The following is an 18,664-nucleotide window of genomic DNA, read 5'->3' as shown; positions in this document are numbered from 1 at the left end:
CAAAGTGGCGCTATAATCGCCGCCTTTTTGCTATTCCGCGGTGTTAGCCGCCTGCCTTAATCTGGAAGAATCTATGTCTGATACCGAACAACTGCCCCTTTTTAGTGAGCTTGGACTGGCCGCGCCTGTATTGAAAGCGCTGCAGGACGTGGGCTATGAGCGCCCGTCACCGATCCAGGCCGCAGCAATTCCCCACCTGATGGCGGGACACGATCTGCTGGGGCAGGCGCAAACCGGTACAGGGAAGACCGCTGCTTTTGCCTTGCCTCTGTTGTCTCGTCTGGAAGCTGGTAACCGCAACACCCAGATCCTGGTGCTGGCGCCTACCCGCGAACTGGCGCTGCAGGTGGCTGAAGCGTGCCAACGCTATGCCCACCACATGCCTGATTTCCACGTGCTGCCGATCTACGGTGGTGCCTCCTACGAAACCCAGACCCGCGCCCTGCGTCGCGGTGCCCAGGTTGTCGTCGGTACTCCGGGCCGCGTGATGGATCTGATCCGTCGCAAGAACCTGGATCTCTCCGGCCTGAAAGCTCTGGTACTGGACGAAGCTGATGAAATGCTGCGTATGGGCTTCATCGACGACGTGGACTGGATCATGGAGCAGTGCCCGAGCTCTCGTCAGGTTGCTCTGTTCTCTGCCACCATGCCGGAGCAGATCCGTCGCGTGGCCCAGAAGCACCTGAAGCAGCCCAAAGAGATCAAGATCGCCTCCAAGACTGCTACCGCTACCACTATTCGCCAGCGTTACTGGCAGGTAACCGGTCTGCACAAGCTGGACGCCATGACCCGCCTGCTGGAAGTGGAATCCTACGAAGCCCTGCTGGTATTCGTACGTACCAAGAACGCTGCTGAAGAGCTGGCTGGCAAGCTGGCCGCCCGTGGTCACGCCTGTGAAGCGCTGCACGGCGACATCCCGCAGAAGCTGCGTGAGCGTACCGTCGACAAACTGCGTCAGGGCCAGCTGGACATCCTGATCGCCACCGACGTGGTTGCCCGTGGTCTGGACGTTGAGCGCATCACTCACGTAGTGAACTACGACATTCCGTACGACACCGAATCTTACGTTCACCGTATCGGTCGTACCGGTCGTGCCGGTCGCAAGGGCGAGGCCATCCTGTTCGTGGCTCCGCGCGAGCGCCGCATGCTGCGCGCCATCGAGCACGCAACCCGTCAGGCCATCGAGCCGATGAAGATGCCGAGCACCGAGGACATCAACCAGCACCGTCTGGCCAAGTTCAAAGAGCGCATCCGCGAAACCATGATGGGCGAAGAGCTCGAGATCTACCACAACCTGGTAAACGAGCTGATCGAAGAAGATTCTGCCGATCCGCTGGAGCTGGCTGCCGCACTGGCCAAGCTGGTACAGGGCGACCAACCGCTGCTGCTGGATGACTCCATCCCGGATCCGCTGTTCAACAACAGCAACGATCGTGGTGGCTTCGAGCGTCGTGACTTCAACGATCGCGGCGGTCGTGACTTCGGTGACCGTGGCGATCGTCCGGCCCGTCGCATGCCGTCCCTGGAGCCGCGTCCGCTGAAAGACAACCCGGACGTGGAGATGGAGCGCTACCGTGTCGACGTGGGTGCCCATCACGGCGTCAAGCCGGGCCAGATCGTGGGCGCCATCGCCAACGAAGCGAACATCGAGAGCCGCTTCATCGGCAACATCGACATCGCTGACGACTTCTCCACCGTTGACCTGCCCAAGGGCATTAGCGCCGATGTGCTGGAAGTGATCAAGAAAGCCCGTGTTTGCCAGCGTCCGCTGCAGATCACTCGCTACACCGAGGTGCCGGCCGGTGGCAACACCAGCAGCCGTCCGCCGCGCGGTGATCGTCCGTTCCGTGGCGACCGTCCTTTCAACAAGGATCGCCGTCCGCAGGGTGACCGTCCGTTCAACAAGGATCGCCGCGAAGGTGGTTTCAACAAAGATCGCAAATTCGGTGGCAAGCGCCGCGAAAGCTGATTGCTGATCCCGTTATGAAGAAGGCCGCTCATTGAGCGGCCTTTTTTTGTGCCAGCCTCTCGCGAGGCGGTAAGGTGCTGGTGCGCCGAGGATAACAGGAAAACTGTGCTCAGAACCTTGTGGTGAGCGCTCAGGCTGCCATAAAGCTGTCATGCCGAGGAGATAGATGACGCCGACGTGGCATGCCTCACCATCGCCCTGAGGGGGGGTTGCTGGGTACCCGTCGCAGAGCGTTAGAAAAGGGGGGCATGCCGGCTAATGACACAACGGCGATGAGCAAGCCCATGCCCAACCAGCTGCTCCATGGGAAGTGCCGGGGAGGTGTTGCTCATACAGGCGATGGTCTGGCGAGAGTGCTCACCTGTTTTTGTCGTTGTTGCCGTTGTCGGCACCGATGTTTGTGTTTTCCGGAAAGCAAAAAACCGACCCTGAGGTCGGTTTTTTTAATTTGGCGGTGAGGGAGGGATTCGAACCCTCGATACGTTGCCGTATACACACTTTCCAGGCGTGCTCCTTCAGCCACTCGGACACCTCACCAAATTTTCGTTCGCTGCGCTGTTGCGCTGGGACGGGGCGTAATTTAGGGGAAAGGGCTGTGTGGGTCAACCTCTTTTCCCCTTATTTTTCATAATCTTTTCCGAATGCCTAACCCTTGTGCAGAATGCCGGTTTTTTAAACCGGATCAGGGCTTGTCGAGGATGATCAGGCTGTCCGGCAGCTCGTTTTGATCCCGGGTGGCCGGGAAGGCATCGGTCAGAATGGCGCTAACGCGCTCAACGCACTCCAGAAAACCTTGTTCGATCTCCTTGTTGCGCACTCGCGCCACGAAGTCGTCGATGATCTCCTGCCACTGGCCGTTGTCGATATGCTGGGCGATGCCGTCATCCACCAGTATTTCTACATAGTGCTCGGCGGCCGAGACGAAGATCAGCACCCCGAGCCGGTCGCGGGTGCGGTGCAGCCCCTGCTCGACAAATTGCAGGCGAGCCATCAGGGCCGCCCGGTGCTGGCGAACCTTCTTCGGGATGAGCCGCATCTTGATGGGGGTCCAGTGGAACAGCAGGCTCAGCAGCAGCCAGACCGACCACTGCACCAGCAGGATTTCGTACCAGCCGAGCCAGAAGCCGAGCTGGAACACCAGCAGAGGGGTGAGCATCGCCAGCAGCGCCGCCCAGAGGGTGGGAATGTAGCGATAGCCATCGCTGGCCGGGGCCAGCACGGTGACCAGTTCAGCATCAGTCTCTAGCTCCGCTTCGCGCACCTTGGCCTGAAGCGTGTGGAAGAACTGTTTAGAAATCATGATTTGTCTCTTTACTCCTGTTACCAGCCACCGGAGGCTCCGCCGCCGCCAAAACTGCCGCCGCCACCGCTGAATCCGCCGCCGGAGCGACCACCAAAGGAGCCGGCACCCAATCCACCAGCCATGTAGGTCGACCGACGTCGTCCTCCCGGCCCACCGCCACCCCCCCCGCGCAGGTTGCGGAGCACGATCATTGCAATCACCACCAGAATAAACAGCCAGGGGCCGCCACCGTTGTCACTCTTTGGCTGCTCGACCGGCTGATATTCTCCGGCGAGTGCCTTCATGATGCTCTGGCTGCCCGCCATGATCCCGGCCACCATATCGCCGCGCTTGAAGGCGGGCAGGATGCGGCCATGGATGATGTTGGCGGCGATGGCGTCGGGCAGGGCGCCTTCCAGCCCATATCCCACCTCGATCCGCACCTTGCGCTCATCCTGGGCGATCAGCAACAGCACGCCATTGTTTTTGCCTTTCTGGCCGATCCCCCAGTGGCGACCGAGTTGGTAGCCGTACTCCTCGATAGTCTCCCCATCGAGGCTGTCGACGGAGACCACCACCAGCTGGATGCCGCTGCGCTTTTCAAAGGCGGCCAGCTGTTGGGTCAGTTGATGGGCCTGTTTGCGGGACATCAGACTGGCTTCATCCACCACCCGTCCGCTCAGCGTCGGGAAGTCGGGCGCCGCTTGCAGGGCACTGGCCCAGAGCAGCAGACAGGGAAGAAACCAGCGCAGCATCATCTTCATTGGAAGCTGACCTTGGGTGCCTCATCGGCACCGGGTTTGGCACTGAAACTGGGTTTGGCTTCCAGATCCGAGTAGAGCAACTTGGACCAGATGACGCCGGGGAAGGTGCGGATCTCGGTATTAAACTGGCGCACCGCCTCGATATAGTCGCGGCGTGCCACCGAGATGCGGTTCTCGGTTCCTTCTAGCTGTGCCTGCAGGGCAAGGAACTGCTGATCCGCTTTCAGCTCGGGGTAGCGTTCTACCACCACCATCAGGCGGGAGAGGGCGCTGGAGAGCTGGTTCTGCGCCGCTTCAAACTCCTTGAGCTTGGCAGGATCGCCCACCTGCACGCTGCCGACCCGGGCACGGGCATCGGTGACCGCTTTGAGAGTCTCCTGCTCATGGCTGGCGTAGCCCTTGACGGTGGCGACCAGATTGGGAATGAGGTCGGCGCGGCGCTGATACTGGTTCTCCACCTGTCCCCAGCTCGCCTTGACCTGTTCATCCAGGGTCGGAATATTGTTCATGCCGCAGCCGGTCAGGCCGAGCAGCAGGGTCAGGGTCAACAGGCTCTGCGTGGTTCTGCGCCAGAGTGATGTGGCCATCTTGTTGTTCTCCTTTGGTATTTCGAGTCGATAGTGCGCCATGGATGGTGTACGACCAAGCGTGCACCACCATACCAGCTTGGGGTCAGTTGCCACAACGCGCAGGTAGTTCGGGTCGCTTGTTGATGCCGGAGACCTTGGGCAGTTGGGGCTTGTCTTTGAGCCAGGAGGCCAGCTCTTCCCCGCAGCCATTGCCGGGCGGAATGGGGGCCTGAGGTTCGCAATCGGGGCTGCCTACCGGGCAGCGCAGCCTCACGTGGAAGTGGCTGAAGTGGCCCACCCAGGGGCGCAGCTTGGCGACCCAGGGCTCGTCACCAGCCTGTTGGCAGACCGCAGATTTGATCACCGGATTGACGAAGATGCGGGCCACCTCGGGTTTGCTGGCCGCAAGCCGCAGCAGGGTGAGCTGCTGTGGGCCAAAGCGGCCCGGTAACATCTTGTAGCTGGGTTCGTCGATCAGTGCCCACTCCTTGGGGGCATCCTGCTCCCACTTGCTGATGGGACGGTTGGCCATGCGAAACCAGATATCGGCATCAAGTCCGGTCTGATGGCTGCGATGGCCAGAGGTAAAGGGGCCGCCCCGGGCCATCGCCAGATCGGCGATATAGAGATCCGGCAGCCCGGCCATGCGGGTCTGGTTGGCCAGCGCTTGCAGATAGTGGATGAGGTCGGGGTGGCCGTAGTAGCGCAGCCGTTTGGTACGGATCACCTGATAACCCGGCCCTTCGAGGGGTAGGGATACGCCGTTTTTCAGGCAACCGGCGGCATAACCACCGATGGCTTCCGCTTGCAATACAGTCGCCAGCAACAGGGACGTCAGCATGTGCGTGCTCCTTGTCTTGCTTCGAGTCGGCTCAGCAATACGAACAGACTCAAACATATAAATAAATAGGCCGCGGCCACCAGCAGCCAGATCTCGTAGACCAGTCCGCTGGAGTTGGCCATCTCGGTACCGACGAAGGTGAGCTCCTGCACCGAGATAAGGGAAACAATGGCGGTATCCTTCACCAGCGCGATGAGCTGACCGGTGAGGGGGGGCAACATCAGCAGCATGGCCTGCGGCAGGATCACATGGCGCAGCCGCACCCAGGGGGAGAGTCCGAGGCTCTGCGCCGCCTCCCACTGGCCACGGGGGATGGCGGCAAGCCCGGCACGGACGATCTCGGCGACGAAGGCTGCGCTGATCATGCCAACGCAGAGGGTGCCTGAGATGAGGTTTTCCCAGCGGGCAGGTGGGCCAAACAGCGCCTCTTGCCACGGGGAGAGTGATACGGTGCCGAGCCAGCGGGAGAGGCCGCTCGCAGGCAGCAGCTGGTTGGCGATAAAGAAGTAGAAGATGAAGATAAAGACCAGCGGCGGCAGATTGCGGATCAGCTGGATAAACAGGGTCGCGGGCATCACCAGCCAGGGGCGGCGGCTGAAGGCGGCTACCCCCAGCGCAGTGCCGAGCAGCAGCGCCAGCACCATGCCGAGCAGGGCGATGCGCAAGGTGGTGAGCAGACCGCTGAAAAAGTAGGGCAACTCGCCGTGAGGGCCAGGGGTGAACAGCAGATCGAAGGCCTCATGCCAGCGCCACTGATAGGCCACCCCGATGTGCAAGCGGCTGGCCAGCCAGAGGCCAGCCAGCAGCAGGATCAGGGCGATCGCCCCATCCAGCCAGTTGATGTTCCGACATGCCCCACGGACGATGCGCCGGATGGTCTCTTTTAGAGCAATCAGCATCAGGGGTTGGCGACCTGCGCTTCCCAGGCCAGCGACTTGAACCAGTAGTCATGGCGCGCCTTGAGCCAGCCATCGGCCTGACGGGCGGCGATCCACTCGTTGAACTGTTCAGCCAAGGCATCATCCCCCTTGCGCAGGGCAAAGCCTTCATCGCCTTGTGCCAACGGCTCGGCAAACGGCATAAAGAGGGCATCCGGGTGGCGCAGCGCCTCTTGCTCGGGTTTCGGGGAAGAGGAGAGGGCGCCGTGGGCGCGGCCGTTCAGCACCTCCTGAAATACCTGTGACTCGTCATCAAACTGGCGCAGGGTGGCCTTGGGGAAGTGTTCTTTTGCCACCTGTACCGGTGAGGCGCCACGACGTACCGCCAGGATCACCCCGCGCTGGTTGAAGTCCGCCACGGTTTTCTTCTCTTTGGCCATGGTGCTGGAGGCGGCCAGCTGCACCCCCGAATGGGAGTAGGCCTGGGTGAAGCGCACGCTCTTCTCCCGCTCGGGGGTGATGGTGAGGCCGCCGATGATGACGTCATATTTTTTCGCCAACAGGGAGGGGATGATGCCATCCCAGGCGGTAGGCACGAACTCTACCTGCCAGCCGTTATCTGTGGCGAGGCGACGGGCCACGTCAATCTCGAAACCGATTAGCGCCCCCTGCTTGTCGCGCATCGCCCAGGGGGCGAAGGTGGACATGCCGACCCGCAGGGTACCGCTCTGCTCGATCTGTGCCTGGGTGTCGGAGGGGGCAGTTTCTGCCAGTGCCGGAGTGAGCAGGCTTGCCAGCAGCAGGGCTGCGCCCGACAGGGTGGTCTTGAATGACAGATTCATGGTTAGCGTCCTTGTTGATCCGGATTCAGGTGACGGGCCAGCGCCCGCGAACAGGCTGACAGCGTCAGGGTTAACAGCAAATAGAGGGCAGCCACGGTAAACCACACCTCAAAGGTCAGAAACGTATCGGCAACCAGAGTACGCCCTTCGTTGGTCAGATCGAAGATGGCGATCACACTCACCAGCGCCGAATGTTTGATAAGGGAGACCAGCTCGTTGGTGAGCGGCGGCAAGGTGATGCGCACCAGCTGGGGCAGGATCACCTTGCGCAGGGTGATGGCCCGTGACAAGCCAAGCGACCGGGCTGCCTCCCACTGTCCTTTGAGAATGGCCTGTACACCTGCACGCAGCACTTCGGCGGTGAAGGCCCCCTGATAGAGGGAGAGGCTCAACACGGCGCAGGCAAGGGGGGCCAATCCCAGCATGGGGCCCAGCAAGAAATAGAGAATATAGAGCTGCACCAACTGGGGCGTGGTGCGCACCAGCGCCAGATAGGCGATAGCGAGCCAGGGGCCGAGCATGGAGGGAAGCAGCCGCAGGCTAACCACGCACACCCCGACCGCCATCGTGCCCAACAGACTGAGCAGCGCCACCTGCAAAGTGACCAGCAGGCCGTTTAGCAAGGGGCCGGCATAAAAGGTTCCCTCATCCCATTCGCCGAGAAAGGGCAACACCCGCGGCCACTGCCACTCATAGCCCATCTGGCGAGCGCCGCTATAGAGCGCCCAGCCGAGCAACACAGAGAGCATCACTGTGCCCGACAGCCAGCCGAGCAGGCGGGGGCGTTTGAGCCTAGCCATGATAGCTGAGCACCTGTTCGAGGAAGGCCCGGGTGCGCGGGTGCCGGGGGGTGTTGAACAGCTGGGCGGGCGGGGCCGACTCGATGATTTTCCCCTCATCCATAAAGAGCACCCGATCCGCCACTTGACGGGCAAAGCCCATCTCGTGAGTGACGCAGAGCAGGGTCATCCCCTCGTCAGCCAGCTCGCGGATCACATCGAGCACTTCGCGGATCATCTCGGGGTCGAGGGCGGAGGTGGGCTCGTCAAACAGCATCAGCTCGGGTTGCATGCAGAGGGAGCGGGCGATGGCGACCCGCTGCTGCTGGCCGCCGGAGAGCTGGTGGGGGTACTTGTCGGCCTGTGCCTGAATGCGCACCCGCTCGAGCAGCCCGAGCGCCCGGGCTTTGGCCTCCTGAGAGCGCAGCCCCAGGGTATGTACCGGCGCCACCATCAGGTTTTCCAGCACCGTCATATGGGGGAAGAGGTTGAACTGCTGAAACACCATGCCGACCCGACCTTGCAGGCGGCGCAGGTAGGAAGGGGTCACCGGCTCGCCAAACAGGAACAGCTGGCCGTCGTCGATCCCCTCCAGCCCGTTGATGGTGCGGATCAGGGTCGATTTTCCCGAGCCTGACGGGCCACAGATAACCCACTTCTCTCCCCGTTCAATGGTGAGATCGATGTGATGAAGAGCCTGAAAGTCGCCATAGAATTTGTCGACGCCACAAAAGCGCACACAGGGTTGCGAGCTGGTCAAGAAGCGGGTTCCACTGAGAATCATTTACGCCATGGTATTGATTTTATAGGGGGATGACAAAGAAAACCCCCTTGTCAGCATCCTGATGGCTATTCACAATGGCGCCATTTCGTGATGACAGGAGCTTTTCATGCGTATTACATCCTTGCTTGCCGGTTCCCAGGTGCAGCTGTTGATGCCGCCAGCGGTTCGCTATCGCTGCGTCATTTTTCTGTTGTTGCTGGTGAGTTGGGGCGTGGTGGCGGCCTCCTTGTGGGATGGTTGGGGCGCCATGGCGCTGCTCAACTGGGTGGGCGTGGTCTTTGGTGGCATCACCGGGATCATGGTGTCGCTGCCCCGCAGCTGGCAGCCCTGGCGCCTGGCGGAGCTGGGGTGGGACGAACAGCATATCTATCTGCTCAATGGCAACAAGGATGAGGCGCTGGCGCTGCCCCGCAACCAGCTGGTGGCGCTTGAACGGGAGCGACGAGTGGGTCACGACGGCCAGTGGCTCGACTTCAGCCTCGATCTGCAACTGAGTGAAGATGAGCTGGCGGCGGCCATGGCCTTGCTGGATCTCAAGGCGGGGGAGCTGCATCTGGTGAGCCCGTCTGTCTATCGCTTCGGCTTTAAACGGGCCTGGCACGGTCGCCGGATGCTGGCGCAACGGTTGTCAGATCTGCAATCGGCCTGAGTCGACTATTTTCTCGACAATTCCCGGCAAAGCTCAGATACTGCCAGTGACTCGAATTGATCTTGTCTGCACTGTTAACCCAAGAGATCAATCACTTGACGACAGTGTGGAGAAGGCCACGGCATGAAGCCATGGCAGGTCCGGCATAGGGGTTGTGCCCTTACCGTTATGCTGGGAATTGCATAGAGAAGGCACCTTGAATCGAGAGTGGATGGCATGAAGATTTACGTAGGAAATCTGTCGTACCGGATGACGGCCGACGAACTGAAAACCCTGTTCAGCCAGTTTGGACAGGTCGACAAGGTTGATATCATCATCGACCGCGATACCGGCCAGTCAAAGGGGTTTGGTTTTATTGAAATGCCGGTCAATGGTGATGCCGAAAAGGCCATCGCTGGTCTGCATGGCACAGAAGTCGGTGGCCGTACCATCACCGTCAACCAGGCCAAACCGAAGACAGATGCTCCCCGTGGTCGCCCGCAACAGCGCCACCGCTAAGGTACCTCGGCAATAAAAAAACGGCATGGGTTTCCCCCATGCCGTTTTTGTTTCTGGACGTTTTGCTGTGATCAGGGGACGTCGTAACCGAGCGCCGCCTTGCGGATGCGGAACCACTGCTGGCGGTTAAGCTCGACAGATTCGGCGGCCACGGCGGCAGCAATCCGCTCCCGTTTGCCGGAGCCAATCAATGGCAGCGGCTGGCTTGGCAGCATCATTACCCAGGCGTAGACCACCTGCTCGATAGTCTGGGCGCCCACTTCCTGACGGATCTGCTCCAGTTCGGCACGCAGCGGGGCATAGGCCTCATCGCTGAACAGTCGGCCGCCGCCGAGACATGACCAGGCCATCGGCTTGATGCCAAGCTGCTGGCACTGATCCAGGGTACCATCGAGGGTCCCTTCCTGATGAAGCGGCGAGATCTCCAGCTGGTTAGTGACCAGCGGGAAGGGGAGGCGCGATTGCAGTAGCTCGAACTGACGGGCGGTGAAGTTGGATACCCCAGCGTGCTTGATCTTGCCCGCCTGTTTCAGGGTGATAAAGGCGTCGGCCACTTCATCTGCGTTCATCAGGGGATCCGGGCGGTGGATCAGCAGCAGGTCCAGATGGTCGGTGCCGAGCTTGCGCAGCGAGGCCTCGGCGCTGGCGATGATATGGTCCTTGCCGGTGTTGTAGTGGTTGAGAGCATGCTCCGGCTTGGCGGTGAGGGCGATACCGCACTTGGTGACGATCTCCATCCGGCTGCGCAGGGAAGGCTCGAGGCGTAGGGCGTGACCAAAGGCCTCTTCGCACTGGTAGCCACCATAGATATCGGCGTGATCGATGGTAGTGACCCCCAGATCCAGATGATATTTCATCAGATCGAGCAGAGCGGCCGGAGAGAGCTGCCACTCCATCAGGCGCCAGTAACCCATGATGAGGCGAGAGAAGGTGGGGCCTTGCGGATGCAGGGCGACACGGGATACAGACATGGTTGACTCCTTGAAAAACACGATGCGAAAACGATGTGCAACATAGATGACTGCGGGCATCTTGGCCTCATGTGGCTGGCAAAGCAATAATGGGCAGTGGCATGATTCGAACTTTGGTTCTGATCGCAGAGTAGGAGAGAGTTGGATGGAAGGATTTGCCGAGCGCTTGCAGAGCCTGATCGGGGAGATGAGCGTGAGCGCGTTTGCCCGCAAGGTGGGGCTCAGTGAAGCGCTGATCCGCAAATATTTAAAGGGAGCCGAGCCTGGCCTGACGCGGGCCAACCAGATCGCCATGGGGGCCAACTGCTCGCTGGAGTGGCTGGCAACCGGCTGCGGTTATCTCTACCGTCAGGCGGAAGTGGTAGACAGGGAGGCGCTGGCAGCGGCGCAACTACTGCTGGGCGAGCTGCAACCCGGGGTGGGGCTGCCCGATGAGGAGGCACTGGTCACCCTGCTCGCCTATTACCAGTTTTTGCGCACCCACAAGAAAGCCGACGGTTTTCTCGACTTGGCGCTGGCGCGGGAGTTTGGCCGCCATCTGGGGGAAGCGTGATGAGGAGCATATTACCCTTTGGTCGTGTCACGGCCGGTTGATTATTCTGATACGCTCTAAGCAAGATAAGTCTCCATGGAATGGGCGATGAGCTACTTGATCCTCGGAAGTGGTGCGCTGGGCTCGGCGCTGGCAAGAGAGCTGATGGCAAGGGGGGAGTCATTCCTGCTGGCCGGGCGCAACTATCCCAAAGGGATCGAGATGGAGGACTTCTTCCCGCTGCCAGATGTCGATGCCATCTCGTTCGATGCCTTGTTTACCCTCTACGATTGCGATCCGCTTCCCACCGTTGTGATCAATACCATCGGCGTGTTGCACGATGTCAGCTTTATGCCGGAGCGGCGGGTCGAAGAGGTGCACCCCAAGTGGCTGTGCGACAGCCTGCTGGCCAATGCCTGGCCAACACTGGCGCTGGCTGCCCGTTTCAGCCGGTTGATGGGCAATGACCATCCGCTGTGGCTCTGCGCCATCTCAGATCTGGCGGGCTCCATCACCGCCAATCTGGAGGGGGGACGTTACAGCTACCGGATGAGCAAGGCGGCCCTCGACATGGGGGTGAAAACCCTGGCCCTTGAGTGGACGCAGCGTTTCCCGCAAGCAGGGGTGGTGGCCGTTGCGCCCGGCTTGATGGACTCCCCGATGAATACCCCCTTTCTGAGCGAGTTGCCCGCGGATCAATTGCAGGAGCCTGCCGAGGTGGCGGTGAAACTGCTCAATCTCATCAAGGGGTTATCATTGACTCAATCGGGCCAGCTACTGGATCTCAACGGTCAGCCGCTGCCCTGGTAAATCCCGCCTGCGGGTTCTACGGACGTCTATTGGCTTCACATTCTGCTCATGCGCCCCTTGCCAAGCGAGGGGCGCATGGCTAACGTCACTCTCCTGTTTCAGGAGGGATCTCATGCGCTATATCGATTTACGAAGTGACACCGTCACCCAGCCTACTGACGCCATGCGTCAAGCCATGCTCCACGCCGAAGTCGGTGACGATGTTTATGGTGAAGATCCGGGCGTCAACGCGCTGGAGGCCTTTGGGGCCAGATTGCTGGGCAAACAGGCGGCGCTGTTTGTGCCGTCCGGCACCATGTCCAATCTGTTGGCGGTGATGAGCCACTGTCAGCGCGGTGAGGGGGCCATCCTCGGCAACGCCGCTCACATCTATCGCTATGAAGCGCAGGGGAGTGCCGTGCTGGGCTCCGTAGCCCTGCAACCCTTGCCGATGCAGCGCGATGGCACGCTGGCATTCGATGATATCAAGGCTGCGCTGGCCCCTGATGATGCCCACTTCGTCCAGACTCGCCTCATCTGTCTTGAGAACACCCACAATGGCAAGGTGCTGCCGCTCCCCTATCTGCAAGAGATGGGGGCATTTGTTGCTGAACGTGGCTTGAAGCTCCATCTCGATGGCGCACGGCTTTTTAACGCCGCCGTGGCCAGCGAGACCCCGGTCGAGGTGATCGCCGCGCCATTTGACAGCATCTCGATTTGTCTCTCCAAGGGGTTGGGCGCACCGGTGGGCTCGCTGCTGGTGGGCAGTCACGACTTCATCGCCCGTGCGCGCCGACTGCGCAAGATGCTGGGGGGCGGCATGCGCCAGGCGGGCATTCTGGCGCAAGCCGGTCTGTTTGCCCTCGAGCAGCATGTGACACGCCTGGCGGATGATCACCGCCGTGCCAAACGGCTGGCCGAAGGGCTGGCTGCACTGCCGGGCATCGAACTCGACCTCTCGCTGGTGCAGAGCAATATGGTGTTTCTGCGACTGCGTGAGGGGGAATCAGCCCCTCTGCTGGCCTTTATGAAGGAGCGGGGGATCCTCTTTTCTGGTTACGGTGAGCTGCGACTGGTGACCCACCTGCAGATCAACGATGACGATATTGAAGAGGTGATCGACGCTTTCACCGAGTATCTCGGGGCGCGTTGAGACGGCTGGTCAGGTAGAGGTTATACCAAGACCTGTTCATACCGAAATAACAGAGGGCGCCGCGGCGCCCTCTGTTATTTGGTTGTTTGCAGCAAACTTAAGCCTGCCGCTGGCCGCCCATCAGCATGGCCTCATCGGTGGCGTCGTAGATCATCACCGCGATATGGGTCACCTGACCGCCGAAATCGGCCAGTGGCACCAGCGTCAGGTTCTGGAACATGTGGGGGGCCGAGCCGGTAATGGGGCGATAGTTGGAGAAACGCAGCAGGTAGGGCTTCTGCTCCCAGGTGCTGAAGGCTCGGTTGTTGAGCTTGAAGACCATGTTGGCCTTGCGCTCGAACCAGGCTCTGTCCACATCGGGGAAGAGCTCGAACAGCACGCCGTCACGCACGTCACTGGCCAGTCGGCCGCTGTGGCTCTCCATAAAGCCGTTCCACACCTGTACCTTGTACTCCTTGTCGAGCACCACCAAGCCTACGTCCAAGTTCTGGACTATGTTCATCAGCCAATGAAATTCACGGATTTCCATAGTCACTCCTAGAGCATGTGCATGATTTTGTTGTTCATGGTGGCGATGGAATCTTCGGTAAACAGCAGCAGCAGATCACACTGCACCGCGTAGTCCTGGATCCGGTAGTTGATCTCGATGGCGAGCGTGCGGCGCCAGCGACTCTTGTTAGTGTTGATCAGCTCGTTGATGGGTCTGTGCTGGCCGAGCACCACCGGGTGCCCCTGACTGAAGGGAGTATCGAGCTGGTTGGCGTAGCCGCGCAGGAAGGCGCCGATCAGCACGTTGGCGGTATCCATCAGCAGCTCCAGTTCGGCGGTGCGATCCAGCGTCCCCTGATGGTTCATCAGCTTGGCCAAATCTTTGAAGCTGGAGTCATGGAACAGGATCAGCGCTTCGCCGGCGATCCCCGCCCCGATAAACCCCTGACAGACGGCGGAGAGGGTATCCGAATCCGCAGCCGCCGAGAGCGCCATATGCAGCTCGGAGACCTCCAGCACGTTGACGTTGGGGATAGGCAGCACCACGAAGGCGTTGAGCAGACGAGCCAGCAAGTCGGCGGCCTGACCCATGGAGACGTTGGCCAGCTCCTGATAGACATCGCGGATTTCGGGGGTGATCTTGACGCCTGCATCGGCTACCACGCCGCTTGGCAAGGGCTCGGCTGCACTCGGCTGATTACCCGATGAAGCACTCCAGAAGCCATGTTGTTTGAGCAGGGCTAGCAGGGTATCTGGGGCGGCGGGCTTCTTGATGAAATCGAGCGCCCCCAGCCCCATGACCCGCTGATAGGCCTCAGGCTGGATATCTCCGGAGACCACGAAAACCTTGCTGCGTAGTCCTTCCCGTTTCAGGGTCTCCAGCACACCGTAACCGTCCATCTCAGGCATAGTGAGATCGAGAAAGATGAGATCCCCATGGCCCATCAGCACCTGTTCGATCCCTTCAAGGCCATTCGCCGCATAGTGCAAATCGACTTTCCAGTCAGCCGGTAGCGCTCGTGCCAGCTGTTTGCGGGCGAACCCGGAGTCATCACATATCAATACATTCATGGCGTTAGGCAGGCTCTGTTGGCAAGGATTGCTATAAGTGTGGCCCGCTAACAGTCAGATGCAATGTGGGAGGTTGTCACCCTGTGAAAATTGGTTATCCCATTGCCGGTTACGATAGCGTGCGGAGTATTTCTCAATAAATTCAGCGAACATCTTAACACGCAACGGGGCGAACTGGTGCTGGCAACACAACATGTAGAAGGGGCGATTGCCGGTCTGCCAGTCGGTCAGTACCGGTACCAGCTGCTCGTCATGGAGGAAGCTGCTCAGATAGTGCAGCGGGGCGTTGACTATCCCCAGATGACGCCGGGCTGCGCGCACGGCGGCCTGAGTCTGGTTGACGGTCAGTTTGGCGCTGCGTTTGATGCAGACGTTCTGTCCATCCTTGTCGGTCAGTTGCCAGTGCTGGTGTGGCCAGCAGTAGATGAGATCATGTTCTTCCAGCTGGCTGGGGTGGGAGGGGGTTCCCTTCTTGGTCAGATAGAGTGGCGAGGCAAACAGGCCGTACTCGATATGACCGAGACAGATCGCATTGGGCAGCGACTGGGGCAGCTCACCGTTGAAGAACACCAGATCCCGATCATTATCGAACAGGTGCTGGTGATCATTGGTCTGGGTGATATCGAACTGTACCTCGGGATAGTGCAGCCCGAATTCGGCCAGCATATCGATGAGGATGGTGTTGGAGAGCGCGATCGGCGCGGCTATCCGGATAAGCCCGGTGATGTCTGCTTCTTTACCCCGGATCTCGCTGGTGGCCTGCTCGATTTGTGCAAGCGGTGTGCAGAGACGCTCGTAGTATCTGAGCCCTTCATCGGTAAGACGGAGTTTACGGGTAGAGCGATGTAGCAGGGAGCAACCCAGTTGCTCTTCCAGCTGGGAAATGCGTCGACTGATGGTGCCTGTTGGCATGCCCAGTGCGGCTGCAGCATGGGAGAATCCTCCCTCTTGCACCACCTTGACGAACAGGTAGAACTCTTCGATGTGCTTCATAAACGCTGTTCTGGGTGTAACAAGGGGGCAACCATAAAAAGAGCCTTATCGCTTGGCAAGGGTAATTCAGCGTTTAATTGATCTGGATTCGATTTCTACTGATACCAGTTTAGATTTTCAATTGTTCTCGAATGAGGATTATTGTCTGCGCCACTGTCATTGTCATTGTCATTATTGCGAGATGTCACCCGTTAGCTCAAGAGAGAGAGGCGACATGGTATGACTAGAATACGACCCATCCTCAGGCAAAAAGAGGATCGTGCTGGTCAAGAGCAGTTCTTTTTTTCGGCGATGTGAATGTGATGACAGTCGCATATTCATCATGCCGGTCTGGAGAAGGTAGATATTCGGTTTTGAGGTATTTAAGTTCCTTGTTAAGTCGCTATTTGGGGCCGGTTTTGCTCTTTTTTGTCTGTTTATTCAACGCGCTGGTTAATAAATGAAAGTTTTACGAGGGAAATGCCGGCACTTTTTTTAGTTGACTTTGTTATCAGTAAATAAGTGTTTGTTGTGAATCGTAAAAATGTTTTTTGAAGTATCCAGAGTGCAATTCTTAGTGCTTGTTTTTGCTGGGAAAAAAAGTTAAAAACGAACGAGAGATTTGTTCTGATTGACAGGAGTATTGGCTGAGTCCTTTTTTCTGTGGCTGGATTGGCTCTCCTGTTGTTGATTTCTGAAATCAGTTATCTGCTTTTGGCCATCGCGAGAAATAGTGGCCGAGAGGTGTTTTCACCTTGCATTCTGCATACGGCGGTTTGCCCATTTGTTTTCCGGTTCACCAGTGACCATCCAGCATGAATGACTTTGACCAGATGAATACGCTTGACGAACGGTTACTGAAGACAATGGATGTTCTACATACCCCTATCTGGGTCTATGACATCGAACATCACCATATTTTCTGGGCAAACCGCGCAGCACTTCCCCTCTGGGAGGCCACCTCCCTGGACGAGCTCTGTTCCAGGGATTTTTCGGCTGATATGGCCACAGCCATAGCGCTGTTGTTGCAACGCTACCTCGGTGATTTTCAGCAGGGGCGAAGTTACAACGAGTGGTGGACTATCTCCCCAAAGGGGGTCAAGAAGCAGATCTATCTACGCCTCTCCGGGATTCAGCTGGCTGGCCGTCTGATGATGATGACCGAGGCGGTGCTCGACTCCGATACCCTCTATCAGGAGTCCTCGCTGGCAACCGGTGATACCCTGGCCTGCCTGTTCGATAGCAATGGCGCGTTCGAAAGCGGCAACTATCACTTCGAGATGTGTTTCGGTCATCGGATCGCCACGCTCTCCCAAGTTTTTTCCGGTAGTGACGACAGTTTTTACCAGAAGCTCTCCCGACTCGATGAAGTAGTGACCGAAGGGGAGTGCCGAACCCTCAAGGGGATGCGCTGGTTCCAGTATCAGTTCCGCTATATCCAGCAAGGAGCACGGATCCTGCTCACCATGCGCGATATTACCGATCGCAAACTCGAGGAGCTGGAGCATCGCCACCTCGCCTGGCATGACTCCCTGACCGGCCTGCTCAACCGTTATGGCTTGATGAAATCTCTCGAGGCCTATTGCGGGTTGGGGGAGCGTTTCGCGCTGGTATTCATGGATCTGGACAACTTCAAGCTGGTCAACGACAACTACGGCCATAAGGCGGGAGACCGCCTGCTGGAGCGGGTTGCCGGTCGCCTCAAACAGATTTGCCCCCGCGATGTTGAGCTGGCCCGTCTTGGCGGGGACGAGTTTACCGCGTTGGTTCCCTTGGGAAACCAGAGCGAACGAGCCCAGGATGTGGCCGATCAGATGCTCTCCCAGATGACCAAGCCGCTGCAACTGAGCGGTCTGCCGGAGGTAACCATCGGCGGCAGTATCGGCATTGCCATCTATCCCGATGATGCGGACGATGGTGATAACCTTATCACCCGCGCCGATATGGCCATGTATCAGGCCAAGCAGATGGGGCGGCTGCGCTGGCAGCGTTTTACCCCCAGCATGCAGCAGACCCTGCAGCGCAAGCTCAATCTCAAGCAGTTTCTGGCCAAGGCTATCGGTCGTCAGGAGCTGAGCCTCTGTTACCAGCCACAGGTCGATGTCGCCAAACGGCGTCTGATCGGTTACGAGGCGCTGCTGCGCTGGTATAACCCGGTGCTTGGCCATGTCTCGCCAGTGGAATTTATCCCCCTTGCCGAAGAGATGGGGCTGATCCGCGAGATCGGCAGCTGGGTGCTCTCTACCGCGCTTGCCCAAATGGCCAGTTGGAAGAAGCGCCTCCATCACCGGGTGCCAGTCTCCGTCAACCTCTCTGGTTTCCAGCTCTCGTCGGCACTGCCCGGGCAAGTGCGCCAGCAGCTGGAGCTGCACGGGGTGGATGCTTCCCTGTTGACGCTGGAACTGACCGAAACCGTGCTTATGCTGGATATGAAGGGGTGCCTCGATATTCTCGATGACTTGAGTGAACTGGGGATCAAGATTGCCATCGACGATTTTGGTACCGGCTACTCATCCCTTGCCTATCTCAATCGCCTGCCCATCGATACGATCAAGCTGGATCGCTCTTTCGTGGTCGGCCTCAACCTGCCGGTGATCCGGGCGACTGCGGCCATGGCCACCAATCTGGGGTTGGGGATCATGGCGGAAGGGGTGGAGGAGCCTCACGAACTGGCCGCACTGCAGACCCAGGGGTGCCATGTGTTCCAGGGATATCTGTTCAGCAAGCCGCTGACGGTGGCACAAGTCGAGGCAAGCGGTTTCGTGGTGGAGTGTCAGGTTGGGCGTTATCCACTGTTAGATGCCGTGATGGCAGAGTAACAAGTGTGCGTTA

At 59.1% G+C, this 18,664-nt stretch carries 19 protein-coding genes and 1 tRNA gene; 7 read left to right on the top strand and 13 right to left on the bottom strand.

Annotated features, from left to right (window positions below; translation table 11 throughout):
• The first annotated feature begins 73 nt into the window (after positions 1-73).
• Positions 74-1,969 (top strand): DEAD/DEAH box helicase, encoded by a 1,896-nt coding sequence (locus G5306_RS08355; RefSeq protein ID WP_199258754.1) that lies wholly within the window; start codon positions 74-76, stop codon positions 1,967-1,969.
• Between the two features lie 449 nt (positions 1,970-2,418).
• Here G5306_RS08355 and G5306_RS08350 read toward each other — a convergent pair.
• The 9 genes from G5306_RS08350 to G5306_RS08310 form a co-directional block, all read right to left on the bottom strand.
• Positions 2,419-2,506: transfer RNA gene (locus G5306_RS08350), tRNA-Ser, on the bottom strand.
• A gap of 145 nt (positions 2,507-2,651) precedes the next feature.
• Positions 2,652-3,269, bottom strand: coding sequence for a TPM domain-containing protein (locus G5306_RS08345; RefSeq protein ID WP_005337196.1), 618 nt, complete (start codon positions 3,267-3,269; stop codon positions 2,652-2,654).
• Between the two features lie 20 nt (positions 3,270-3,289).
• Positions 3,290-4,015 (bottom strand): TPM domain-containing protein, encoded by a 726-nt coding sequence (locus G5306_RS08340; protein WP_421312711.1) that lies wholly within the window; start codon positions 4,013-4,015, stop codon positions 3,290-3,292.
• Positions 4,012-4,602 (bottom strand): LemA family protein, encoded by a 591-nt coding sequence (locus G5306_RS08335; protein ID WP_421312710.1) that lies wholly within the window; start codon positions 4,600-4,602, stop codon positions 4,012-4,014. The genes G5306_RS08340 and G5306_RS08335 overlap by 4 nt, the downstream gene beginning before the upstream one ends.
• Positions 4,603-4,687: 85 nt before the next feature.
• A complete protein-coding gene (mepA, locus tag G5306_RS08330) occupies positions 4,688-5,425 on the bottom strand; it encodes a penicillin-insensitive murein endopeptidase (protein ID WP_040067286.1) in 738 nt (245 codons plus the stop codon).
• The gene (locus G5306_RS08325) at positions 5,419-6,324 is read right to left on the bottom strand and encodes an amino acid ABC transporter permease (RefSeq protein ID WP_069555751.1); all 906 of its coding nucleotides are present in this window, start codon (positions 6,322-6,324) and stop codon (positions 5,419-5,421) included. Before G5306_RS08325 ends, mepA begins: the two co-directional genes overlap by 7 nt.
• Positions 6,324-7,145, bottom strand: a complete 822-nt coding sequence (locus G5306_RS08320) for a transporter substrate-binding domain-containing protein (RefSeq protein WP_043823663.1) — start codon at positions 7,143-7,145, stop codon at positions 6,324-6,326. Before G5306_RS08320 ends, G5306_RS08325 begins: the two co-directional genes overlap by 1 nt.
• A gap of 2 nt (positions 7,146-7,147) precedes the next feature.
• Positions 7,148-7,945 (bottom strand): amino acid ABC transporter permease, encoded by a 798-nt coding sequence (locus tag G5306_RS08315; protein ID WP_421312709.1) that lies wholly within the window; start codon positions 7,943-7,945, stop codon positions 7,148-7,150.
• Entirely contained in the window at positions 7,938-8,708 is a 771-nt protein-coding gene (locus G5306_RS08310; protein ID WP_421312708.1) for an amino acid ABC transporter ATP-binding protein, read from the bottom strand. Before G5306_RS08310 ends, G5306_RS08315 begins: the two co-directional genes overlap by 8 nt.
• 106 nt (positions 8,709-8,814) lie before the next feature.
• Here G5306_RS08310 and G5306_RS08305 point away from each other — a divergent pair, with 106 nt between their 5' ends.
• The gene (locus G5306_RS08305; protein ID WP_416004608.1) at positions 8,815-9,357 is read left to right on the top strand and encodes a hypothetical protein; all 543 of its coding nucleotides are present in this window, start codon (positions 8,815-8,817) and stop codon (positions 9,355-9,357) included.
• 216 nt (positions 9,358-9,573) lie between these two features.
• Positions 9,574-9,855, top strand: a complete 282-nt coding sequence (locus G5306_RS08300) for an RNA recognition motif domain-containing protein (protein ID WP_005337180.1) — start codon at positions 9,574-9,576, stop codon at positions 9,853-9,855.
• Between the two features lie 71 nt (positions 9,856-9,926).
• Here G5306_RS08300 and G5306_RS08295 read toward each other — a convergent pair whose 3' ends face one another.
• Positions 9,927-10,826 carry an aldo/keto reductase gene (locus tag G5306_RS08295; protein ID WP_268011802.1) on the bottom strand — a complete coding sequence of 300 codons (900 nt, stop codon included), beginning with the start codon at positions 10,824-10,826 and terminating at the stop codon, positions 9,927-9,929.
• Between the two features lie 145 nt (positions 10,827-10,971).
• Here G5306_RS08295 and G5306_RS08290 point away from each other — a divergent pair, with 145 nt between their 5' ends.
• The 3 genes from G5306_RS08290 (at position 10,972) to ltaE (ending at position 13,300) form a co-directional block, all read left to right on the top strand.
• Positions 10,972-11,379 (top strand): helix-turn-helix domain-containing protein, encoded by a 408-nt coding sequence (locus G5306_RS08290; protein ID WP_257687487.1) that lies wholly within the window; start codon positions 10,972-10,974, stop codon positions 11,377-11,379.
• 87 nt (positions 11,380-11,466) lie between these two features.
• Positions 11,467-12,168 carry a short-chain dehydrogenase gene (locus G5306_RS08285; protein ID WP_421297225.1) on the top strand — a complete coding sequence of 234 codons (702 nt, stop codon included), beginning with the start codon at positions 11,467-11,469 and terminating at the stop codon, positions 12,166-12,168.
• Between the two features lie 112 nt (positions 12,169-12,280).
• Positions 12,281-13,300 (top strand): low-specificity L-threonine aldolase, encoded by a 1,020-nt coding sequence (gene ltaE, locus G5306_RS08280; RefSeq protein WP_416004610.1) that lies wholly within the window; start codon positions 12,281-12,283, stop codon positions 13,298-13,300.
• A gap of 97 nt (positions 13,301-13,397) precedes the next feature.
• Here the strand turns inward: ltaE and G5306_RS08275 are convergent, their stop codons facing one another.
• The 3 genes from G5306_RS08275 to G5306_RS08265 are packed head-to-tail and all read right to left on the bottom strand — an operon-like array spanning position 13,398 to position 15,853.
• Positions 13,398-13,829, bottom strand: coding sequence for a PAS domain-containing protein (locus G5306_RS08275; RefSeq protein ID WP_180993760.1), 432 nt, complete (start codon positions 13,827-13,829; stop codon positions 13,398-13,400).
• Between the two features lie 8 nt (positions 13,830-13,837).
• Positions 13,838-14,860: a response regulator gene (locus G5306_RS08270; protein ID WP_103251765.1), complete on the bottom strand. Its 1,023-nt coding sequence runs from the start codon at positions 14,858-14,860 to the stop codon at positions 13,838-13,840.
• 54 nt (positions 14,861-14,914) lie between these two features.
• Positions 14,915-15,853 (bottom strand): LysR family transcriptional regulator, encoded by a 939-nt coding sequence (locus tag G5306_RS08265; RefSeq protein WP_421312707.1) that lies wholly within the window; start codon positions 15,851-15,853, stop codon positions 14,915-14,917.
• A gap of 845 nt (positions 15,854-16,698) precedes the next feature.
• On the opposite strand from G5306_RS08265, the gene G5306_RS08260 reads away from it, so the two are divergent.
• Entirely contained in the window at positions 16,699-18,651 is a 1,953-nt protein-coding gene (locus tag G5306_RS08260) for a putative bifunctional diguanylate cyclase/phosphodiesterase (protein WP_421172599.1), read from the top strand.
• Positions 18,652-18,664: the final 13 nt, after the last annotated feature.

It is taken from the genome of Aeromonas sp. 603404, from assembly GCF_049171775.1.
In the GTDB taxonomy this organism is placed as follows: Bacteria; Pseudomonadota; Gammaproteobacteria; order Enterobacterales; family Aeromonadaceae; genus Aeromonas; species Aeromonas veronii_A.
Note: the sequence above shows the minus strand (reverse complement) of the source record. Positions and strands in the feature narration are given on the sequence as shown.